The 8,877-nt window shown below is 45.3% G+C and carries 9 protein-coding genes; 6 read left to right on the top strand and 3 right to left on the bottom strand.

What is annotated here, in order from left to right:
- Positions 1 to 1,714 (top strand): thioesterase domain-containing protein (locus tag RMO52_RS08995; RefSeq protein ID WP_310413101.1); only part of this gene is annotated, 1,714 nt, incomplete at its 5' end.
- 9 nt (positions 1,715 to 1,723) lie between these two features.
- Entirely contained in the window at positions 1,724 to 2,410 is a 687-nt protein-coding gene (locus RMO52_RS08990) for a ComF family protein (protein ID WP_310413098.1), read from the top strand.
- Positions 2,411 to 2,608: 198 nt separating this feature from the next.
- On the opposite strand, the gene RMO52_RS08985 is transcribed toward RMO52_RS08990, so the two are convergent.
- On the bottom strand, positions 2,609 to 4,156 hold the full coding sequence (locus tag RMO52_RS08985; RefSeq protein ID WP_309743780.1) for a hypothetical protein: 1,548 nt from the start codon (positions 4,154 to 4,156) through the stop codon (positions 2,609 to 2,611).
- 321 nt (positions 4,157 to 4,477) lie between these two features.
- Positions 4,478 to 4,879 carry a photosystem II protein Psb27 gene (psb27, locus tag RMO52_RS08980; RefSeq protein ID WP_309743778.1) on the bottom strand — a complete coding sequence of 134 codons (402 nt, stop codon included), beginning with the start codon at positions 4,877 to 4,879 and terminating at the stop codon, positions 4,478 to 4,480.
- 193 nt (positions 4,880 to 5,072) lie between these two features.
- Here psb27 and RMO52_RS08975 point away from each other — a divergent pair, with 193 nt between their 5' ends.
- Genes RMO52_RS08975 through RMO52_RS08965 form a run of 3 tightly spaced genes read left to right on the top strand, consistent with a single transcriptional unit; the run spans position 5,073 to position 6,749 of the window.
- Positions 5,073 to 5,711, top strand: a complete 639-nt coding sequence (locus tag RMO52_RS08975) for a biotin transporter BioY (protein WP_309743776.1) — start codon at positions 5,073 to 5,075, stop codon at positions 5,709 to 5,711.
- Between the two features lie 11 nt (positions 5,712 to 5,722).
- Positions 5,723 to 6,199: a signal peptidase II gene (gene lspA / locus RMO52_RS08970; RefSeq protein WP_310413095.1), complete on the top strand. Its 477-nt coding sequence runs from the start codon at positions 5,723 to 5,725 to the stop codon at positions 6,197 to 6,199.
- Between the two features lie 58 nt (positions 6,200 to 6,257).
- Positions 6,258 to 6,749 (top strand): PPC domain-containing protein, encoded by a 492-nt coding sequence (locus tag RMO52_RS08965; protein WP_310413092.1) that lies wholly within the window; start codon positions 6,258 to 6,260, stop codon positions 6,747 to 6,749.
- A 200-nt stretch (positions 6,750 to 6,949) separates the two neighbouring features.
- Here RMO52_RS08965 and fabI read toward each other — a convergent pair whose 3' ends face one another.
- Positions 6,950 to 7,726, bottom strand: a complete 777-nt coding sequence (gene fabI, locus RMO52_RS08960; protein WP_309739394.1) for an enoyl-ACP reductase FabI — start codon at positions 7,724 to 7,726, stop codon at positions 6,950 to 6,952.
- Positions 7,727 to 8,061: 335 nt separating this feature from the next.
- On the opposite strand from fabI, the gene ntcA reads away from it, so the two are divergent.
- On the top strand, positions 8,062 to 8,739 hold the full coding sequence (gene ntcA, locus RMO52_RS08955) for a global nitrogen regulator NtcA (RefSeq protein WP_309739400.1): 678 nt from the start codon (positions 8,062 to 8,064) through the stop codon (positions 8,737 to 8,739).
- Positions 8,740 to 8,877 lie beyond the last annotated feature (138 nt).

Genomic DNA, 8,877 nt, shown 5'->3' with positions numbered 1-8,877 from the left:
TAGCAATGAAATCACTTTAACTATTGCTAAGTCGGCGCGATTAGATGGCTTATTATTATGGCTGAACTTATATACCGCTCCTGAGATCGTTATCGATAATTTAGAGCGAGAGTATTCTTGGCTACCCGTTTATTTTCCCATTTTCAATCCAGGAATTGATGTCGATGCGGGCGATCGGATCGAGGCTACTTGCCGGAGTTGGTTGAGTGATAACGATATCAATCCTGATTACCAAGTTGTCGGCAGATTAATCTGTAGAAATGGTGCGGTCTTTCCTTTTCGATACGACTCATTCCATCATCAACAATCGATAGCTTCTAACCAGTTTTACCAGCAGCTATTTCCCAATGGGCAAATTCGGATCGATACCGAGTCACCAGTGAGTAGTAAAAATATTCGTAACTATCTATCCGAGCAATTACCAGCATATATGGTACCCAATCACATTGTGACGCTCCAGGAATTGCCCCTCACACCAAATGGTAAAGTCGATCGACGGGCGCTACTGAACCTAAACAATCCCGATAGCCCTTCTAAGGTTACAGTGCCGAGAAATACCCTTGAAGAAATTCTCATCGCTATTTGGCGAGAAGTATTAAAGATCGAGTGCATCGGTATTAATGATAACTTCTTTGAATTAGGTGGTCATTCATTACTGGCGATTCAATTATGTACAAAGATTCACCAGCGATTGAAAGTGCAATTACCATTAGCAATTTTAGTGCGATCGCCGACAGTAGCGCAGTTAGCCGAACACCTCAATAGCTCCTCGCAAGCCAACATATCATCTAGTTTAGTGCCGATTCAACCGTATGGTTCGCGATCGCCATTTTTCTGCGTTCATTCACTCGACCCATGCTTGCTATTTTATAAATCATTAATCCAATTTTTAGATCCAGAGCAACCATTTTATGGCATCCAACCCTACGATTTAGATAATAACTTACTATCGTTTACCACAATTGAAGAAATTGCGGCTTATTATCTGTGGGAAATCCGCTCGGTTCAACCTCACGGCCCTTATTATTTGGGTGGATTTTCATTCGGCGGTCATATTGCTTATGAAATGGCTCAGCAACTTGATAAACAAGGCGAAAAAGTTGCGATGTTAGCAATCTTTGACACGCCAGCACTTGGGATAGATAATGAGCTGTCGAGGTCGGCGCAGCTCGCTCGAATCTGGCAACTTTTTTGTAAGTATGGCAGTCGATTTGTTTATGATAAAGTCATCAATCAAGTCATCTCATATCGGAGTAAGATTGGAAATATTCGGCAAAAAATTCAAGAATTACTGCACGCCGATTCCGCAAAGCGGACGCTACTTGTGCTGAGCGAAGTCGAAGTACGCGAACGACTAAACTTGACGTCAAATCAACAACAATTCGCTCGCACTTTGGCGACGAACGAACGGGCATTAGAATATTACCAACCCGCTCCTTATCCTGGTAAGATTACGTTATTCAAAGCTGGTTACGGCGTCAATACGGTCTCCCTCGCAGCGGGATGGGAGGACTTAGCACAACTCGGTGTCGAGACGATCGAGGTTCCTGGCGATCATGTCTCGATCTTTGTGCATCCAAATGCCCCGCACCTGGCACGCGAGCTAACTCAATGCCTGCAAGCGAGTTCGATCGACGAATCGAGCGATCTTCCCGAACTAATTGCCGATCTTCAAATCGAGCTAATTCGTGAAAAATTTTTGTATTCTATCTAAATTGCGATCGTGACTCTTCCCTGGCAATCATCCCTAATTAACTTCAAAAATAGCGCCCTAAATCTCTTTCTCAAGCCAAATTGTCCGCTGTGCGATCGCCCATCTGGAGATGTCTTGTGTAAATACTGCGAGCGGCAACTAACTGAGTCCCAATTACTCGATGCCGCTCGATATTGGCAAGGCGACCTACCACTATTTGCTTGGGGAAAATATGAGGGTGCGGTGAAAAGATCGATCGGGAAATTAAAATATGACGGCAATCGCGCGATCGGTAATATATACGGAGAATGGCTGGCTGCCAGTTGGCAAAAATCCTTACCACAAGCTAATATAACTAACTTAATAGCGATGCCCATTCCCCTCCATCCCGATAAACTTACGAGCAGAGGTTTCAATCAAGCTGAACTAATTGCCAGCAGTTTCTGTCGCGCGACTGGTGCTAAATTAGATCTCAGTTTGCAACGGACTCGCCCGACAGTAGCTCAGTTTGGCTTATCAAAATTGGCTCGTCAAGAAAATGTCGCCGATGCTTTTGCGCTCGATCGTGCGTCTGTAAAATCTAGCGATTTAGTTCTATTAATTGATGATATCTATACGACTGGCGCTACTGTGCGATCGGCAGCATTAGCCTTACGAGCGCTCGATCTTCATGTTTATGGTGTTGCCGTAGTGGCCACCGGACGTGACGATCGCTGACTTAAATTATGAGTAACTAGACTAGATCTTTTATCGATCGGTAATATTTTGACGTAATCTTATCATTAAGTAGATAAACATATTTATTTTAAATACTAGAATCATTTGAAACCCTGATGGTGGGCAGTGCCCACCCGACTTTCTACTACTTTCTACTTTCTACTTTTTTGGATATTCATAAATTATTTTGGTTCAAATTTATTTAAGCTGACACGAACTGCGATAGTAGTCTAACTCTGGTTCTTGCCATGAAAAAGCAAAGTGGCTAATTGAATGAATCTGCGGGAGAGCGCGGTGAATCCCATCCATTTGCGCCTCTAGCGAGGGGCGACCTTCACTGACTTTGCCCCAATTTCCCGCCAAGGCGGGAACGACATCCGTCCGCGCAGGGGCAAAGTTCAGTACGCGCTTGACTTGGTTGACGATACAATCACTGCGATTGCAGGTGGCATAAGCCATCGGGTGCCATTCATTAGTCGTAAATCGATCCCAAGGCTGGAGCCGCGAATCGTAGCCTCTCCTACCGACGGGTTGGTTGGCTTCGGGGAAAAATACCGCCCCCGATCTAATTTGTTGCTGTTCGACGGGTGCTGCGGCACGCTGAAGAAAATTGACGACACCTTCACTGGCATGAGCGAGGGCAAGTTGCCACAAGTCCCATTCAATCCAGGGGAATTTCTCTTCATAGGACATGCTCGCTTCGCCCGATAGGGGGGTGCGACCTTGCCATAGGGGGGATTCATTGGGGTAAAGTTTGTCTACTTCCTTGAGGTCGTTAATCGTAATCGTCCCGTTAGTCAAAAATCGCTCGATTAAGTCTGCCCCTTTCCTATTTTGCGCTAGGGCGGCGAGAGTTTTGCGCGATTCATCACCATAAATCCACAGGTCTTTAACTTGGCTGGCGATCGACTGTCCGCCTTGACCGCGTGGGAAGCGAATATAATCAAAGAGGATGCCATCGGGTTTCCGCAGGATTACTTCGCGAACGATCTGTTCGTAATCCGTTCTAGCGCGATTGCTGTAAGGATCGACAAACAATACCGAGCCAGGATTCCCATCGGTCGCTTTTTGAAAACCTTCTTCCCCAGCAAATAGCGTCGTTTCGCCGCGTCCATTGAGGGCGACTGCCGATTGTCCTTCGGGTGTGACACCATATTCTGGCCCGAAATTGAGACTATACATCCAGGCATAGACTTTTAAACCGCGTTCGCGTCCGCGTGTGATGGCATCTGCGAGTAAATCTGTTTTTTCAGTACCACGCGTGGTCAACACTGAATTCCAGACTGTCCGATTGCTAGCGCGTGGCAGTAGTGCTTTACCATAGAAGGTGGCTACATACACCCGGTTATAGCCTTTGTTGACCATTCGATCGAATATTTCTTCCAAAGAACCAGGACGGACATCGCAGGGATAGAGGCGCACCCAAATCGCCTGGTTCTTGAGCCAACTTTTCTGCCGACACTGTTCGACATAGGCTGAATGTCTCTGGACGATTTCACTGTATTTGCGCTTACTGCTAGGATCTCCTTTTTGGGCAGCCAATCGTAAGACATTTTTGGCGCTGACTTCGGCTGGGGGAATCTGGCAATAATTATCGGGAGCTTGGGCTAAGCTGGGCTGCGCGTAGGAACCTTGAGTGAGGAAGCTGCTGGTAAGGCAGACCGCTAATAATAACTTTTGAGGCAATTGGTGACGATACCAGCTCCCGTTGGAGCAAAGAAGATTTTGGTGTAGCGTACAATCCATAGTATCGATCGCGGGTCTCAAGTAAAATAGGGCATCTTCTGACAGATAAAGGAGAAGTCGATCTAACGATCGACATCTCCTTCAACTCTTTTGGTTAGGACAGGTGATTTTGCCAAAAAGTTCCAGCGTCGCAAAATTAGACATAGCCAGCCTCTGTCACTATTGAGCTAATTATAGGCGGCACAAATTCAGTCTCTGTTGAGATCCTCCCATCTCTTCCCGAAATAGTAACTAGATTTAAGCCGTAGACTACTAGTGCGGACACTTTGGTGATGCTACTACTACCGATCGTACTGTCAGACCGAATCTCCAACCCAACATTTACGCATTACGTTGTAATGCTAACTCGATTTGCTTAAACTTTTGCTCTAAACTGGTTTTGAGTTTTTCTGGCAGGGGGCGATTGGGATAAGCTGCGTAGTGGGCTGCTAGCGAGTTTAGCGCCGTCCGCATACTCGTGAACGAACTCAATTTGGTCAATGCTGGATCTTGACGGTAACGTGCTGCAAAATCATTGATATTCAGCCGCGCCAGGGACTGTGCTGCTGCTTTGTCTGGAGAGTCATCTGGCAATTCTAATACTGCTTTCATACTATTGAGGACGGTCATTGTATCCTGACGATAATTACCAACTAGTCCCCCAGGGCTGGCAGAACAGCCAGCTAAACCAACGACGACAACTAGCACCAACGCAAATAACTGCGACCACAGACGCTTTAACATAATTTATAACTTAAAAATCTAAAACTCCAAAACTAATGTCCATCCTAGCGCGAATCCGATCGCAAATGGTGGAATCACTAATGGGTCGAGAGAGTACAGCGTAAGCAATCGCGACCCTGGGGTTGACTATTTACAATCGATCGACAACGATTAACGTAGTTAACCTACGTTACCACCGTTCGATCTCCTTAACATGACTAAAGTTTCTCGTCCTTATATTTTAATGTGGACGATTGTTGGCTTGTTTCTAACGATCGGCGCAAACTTTGTGCCCGCTCATGTGACTAGTTCGCCGTGGCAATGGCTGAGTAATGGTGTTACTACTCATCCATTAGGGTTTAAGTGTCAAGTTGGCGCTGTATTATTAGTAAGTTGCCTGGGTGGTAGAACGGCTGGTGTATTAACTCAAGTTGCTTACTTATTGTTAGGATTATTGTGGTTGCAAGTTTTCAATGATGGTGGGGGAATCGAGTATTTTCAAAAGCCCGCTTTTGGATATTTACTCGCATTTATCCCTGGTGCGTGGGTCTGCGGACAACTGGCATTTAAACGTGCTAAAGGAAGTATCGATCGCCAAAATTTGAGTCGAATTATTTCCACGCCGTCACTAGAAGCTTTAGGTTTGAGTTGCCTGTGTGGAATCATCACAATTCATGCGATCGGAATTATTTATCTAGGAATATTTCAATTAGTTAACTGGCAGCAACTAGGCGGCTTTAAATTAGGAGAGATGATTGTAGTTTATTCGGTTTATCCTTTTATAAGTCATTTAGCGTTAGGATGTGCTGCGACATTAACTGCCTTTATCCTTAGAAAAATCATGTTTTATTAGCAATCGATTAGATGAGAATTATAAATTATTATTTTTGGATCGTGGCGATCGCCAATATTATTATCGATATGGTTACTAAAAGGGCGATCGTTAATTATCTTCAAATCGAGCGGACATCATTCCCAATTATCCCAAATGTTTTTCACTTTACCTATATCCGCAATTATGGTGCTGCCTTTAGTATGCTAGAAGGACAGCCGTGGCTGGGTTGGCTGTCACTAATTGTCAGTGCAATTTTGGTCGCGATCGGTATTTTTAGAAACTTTAATAGTATTTGGGAGCAGGTCGGCTTGGGCGCGATCTTGGCAGGTGCCGCAGGCAATGGGATCGATCGATTGTTTTTTGGTGGTTCTGTAGTCGATTTTATCGATCTGAGAATTATTAATTTTGCTATCTTTAACTGGGCAGACATTTCAATCAATGTCGGTATTGTTTGTCTGCTAATTCATAGCTTTACCGATCGGACTCACAGATCGAATTCACGTTAATAATGCGCTCGTATCTCGAATTCAAGACTACCCCGATCGACCATTTAAAGACTTAACCATGCTCGGATTTCAAAGATTTGGCTATCACTACTTATCACTCGCTATTATCTCCACTTTTACAGTCTTGGGCGATCGCACTAAAGCGATTCCCCGCACGGCGGTCGAACCAACTCCCATCCAAGTAAGTAAATATGCTTTTGTGTACGTGCCCGTGCAGCTACCACCTAGCGGTGAAGTCGAAGATATTTTGTCCGAACGCGATATTCCGACAGGTGATGGTGGTTTTGCCCGAGATTATAAAATTCAACTAGTTGCAGGCGACCAACTCGCGATCGATCTGACTTCAGAAGCTTTCGATACAGTTATCAATCTCCTAAATTCCGAAGCCAAAAGTATCGGTAAAAATGATGATGGCCCTGATGGAACTAGTAACTCTTTATTGTTTATGAGAATCAAAGAATCTGGGACATATATTATCCGCGTTCAAGGTTTTGGTGAAACTAGTAGTGGTAAGTTCAGGCTGAAGGTCAGTAAATTAAAAGCGCAGTGAAGGGAGATGGGAGTTGGGAGTTGGGAGTTGGGAGGCTGGGGGATATTGGAATGGGTACCCAAATGGGTACCCCACCAATTAGCAAAAAGTAGGGGTTTAAATCCCCCGCCTTTTAGGTGAATTGTGCTTGGTGCATTTTTATGAACGGGAAAAACAACCGAGTCCAAAAACTCAATTATTAATTATTAATTATTAATTAATTACATCCCGATTGTCTCGTAACCTGCATCGACATAGACGATTTGCCCAGTGATACCACTAGCCAGATCGCTACACAAGAAAGCAGCGGTATTACCGACCTCCGTTTGTGTCACAGTTCGCCGTAGTGGTGCTACCTTCTCGACATGATGGATCATATCCAAGATCCCGCCGACAGCCGAAGATGCTAATGTCCGAATCGGCCCAGCCGAGATGCCATTGACGCGGATATTATCGGGACCGAGTTCGGAAGCTAGATAGCGGACGCTCATTTCCAAGCCAGATTTGGCAATTCCCATCACATTGTAGTTAGGAATTACCTTTACACCACCCAGATAGGTGAGCGTGACAATGCTGCCCCCCGCAGTCATCAAGGGTTTGGCAGCACCAGCGAGGCGCGTCAGCGAATAAGTACTAATATCCATCGCCTGTGCGAATCCAGCCCGAGAAGTCTTGCTAAAATCGCCAGAAAGATCCTCTTTATTCGCAAATGCTAGACAATGAATTAAGATATCTACCCGGCCCCATTTTTCGCCAACTTCGGCAAAAGTCCGATCGATTTGGGCATCATCTTGCACGTTGAGCGGCAGATAAATGCTCGGGTTGAGGGGGGCAACTAATTCTTCAACTTTGCGTTCCATCTTCCCTTTCTCGTCAGGGAGATAAGTAATCCCGATATTGGCTCCAGCAGCGTGAAGTTGTTGGGCGATCCCCCACGCAATCGAACGATTATTGGCGATTCCAGTTACTAGCGCGTTTTTGCCGCTTAAATTTAACACGATAATTTTATTCCATCTTAACTCGCACGGCTCATGATATCAGTTAGCCGATCGTAGTTGCCAGTTATCGCGGTTTCGATTCCGCAAAGCGGAGGCTACGCCAACGCCAGCAACCGCCCATCTGTGGGGGCTTAGTAGTCTACGATACAAAAAACTATTGGCAAGTCAGATTAAGTAATCTGTATCACTGTCAAACAAATTTGATAGTCTGGATGTGAGGAAGTACCCGCTCGGCTTGGCTAGATAAAATCTGTAGATCTCTAGTCATCAAGGTTTTCACTCTGCCCAAATCTGAAATTGTGAGTCCAATTATTTTAAGTGAGTGTAAATCTAAGATGGTCATGATGCAAGATAAACCGATCGCTAGCGTCTTTCAGCAACTGGCTGGAGGTGACTTTCCGCCAGTACTCGAAACATTCGATCGCAATAAAACTATTTTTTTCCCTGGCGATCCTGCCGAACGCGTCTATTTCCTCACCAAAGGTGCCGTCAAGCTCTCGCGCGTCTACGAAGCCGGAGAAGAGATTACTGTGGCTTTACTGCGCGAAAATAGCGTCTTTGGAGTGTTATCGCTGATTACGGGGAACAAGTCCGACAGGTTTTATCATGCTGTAGCCTTTACCCCAGTAGAATTATTATCAGTCTCGATCGAGCAGTTTGAAAAAGCACTCAAAGACAATCCCGAACTCTCTTGGATCATGCTCAGAGGTCTATCATCGCGGATTCTCCAAACCGAAATGATGATCGAAACTCTCGCACATCGAGACATGGGATCGAGACTGGCGAGTTTCTTGCTGATCTTGTGTAGGGACTTTGGCATCCCCAACGGCAACGGCATCACGATCGATCTCAAGTTATCACACCAAGCGATCGCCGAAGCCATCGGCTCTACCCGCGTCACCGTCACCCGCCTACTCGGAGATCTCCGCGATGAAGACAATCAGGTAATTTCGATCCAGAAGAAAAAAATTACCGTCCATAATCCGGTGGCTTTGAGTCAGCAGTTTAATTAGTGGATAGTGAATAGTGGATAGTGGATTTAGAAGTTGGCTGTGCCAGTTTAATTAGTGGATAGTGAATAGTGCTTGATGAATTTTGAAGTTGGCTGTGCCAATGCTCGGTAGATGCGTCTAATGTGCCATCGGCAAGCT

Origin of the sequence: Chamaesiphon sp. OTE_8_metabat_110 (genome assembly GCF_031382685.1) — a bacterium.
Classification (GTDB): Bacteria; Cyanobacteriota; Cyanobacteriia; order Cyanobacteriales; family Chamaesiphonaceae; genus Chamaesiphon.
Note: the sequence above shows the minus strand (reverse complement) of the source record. Positions and strands in the feature narration are given on the sequence as shown.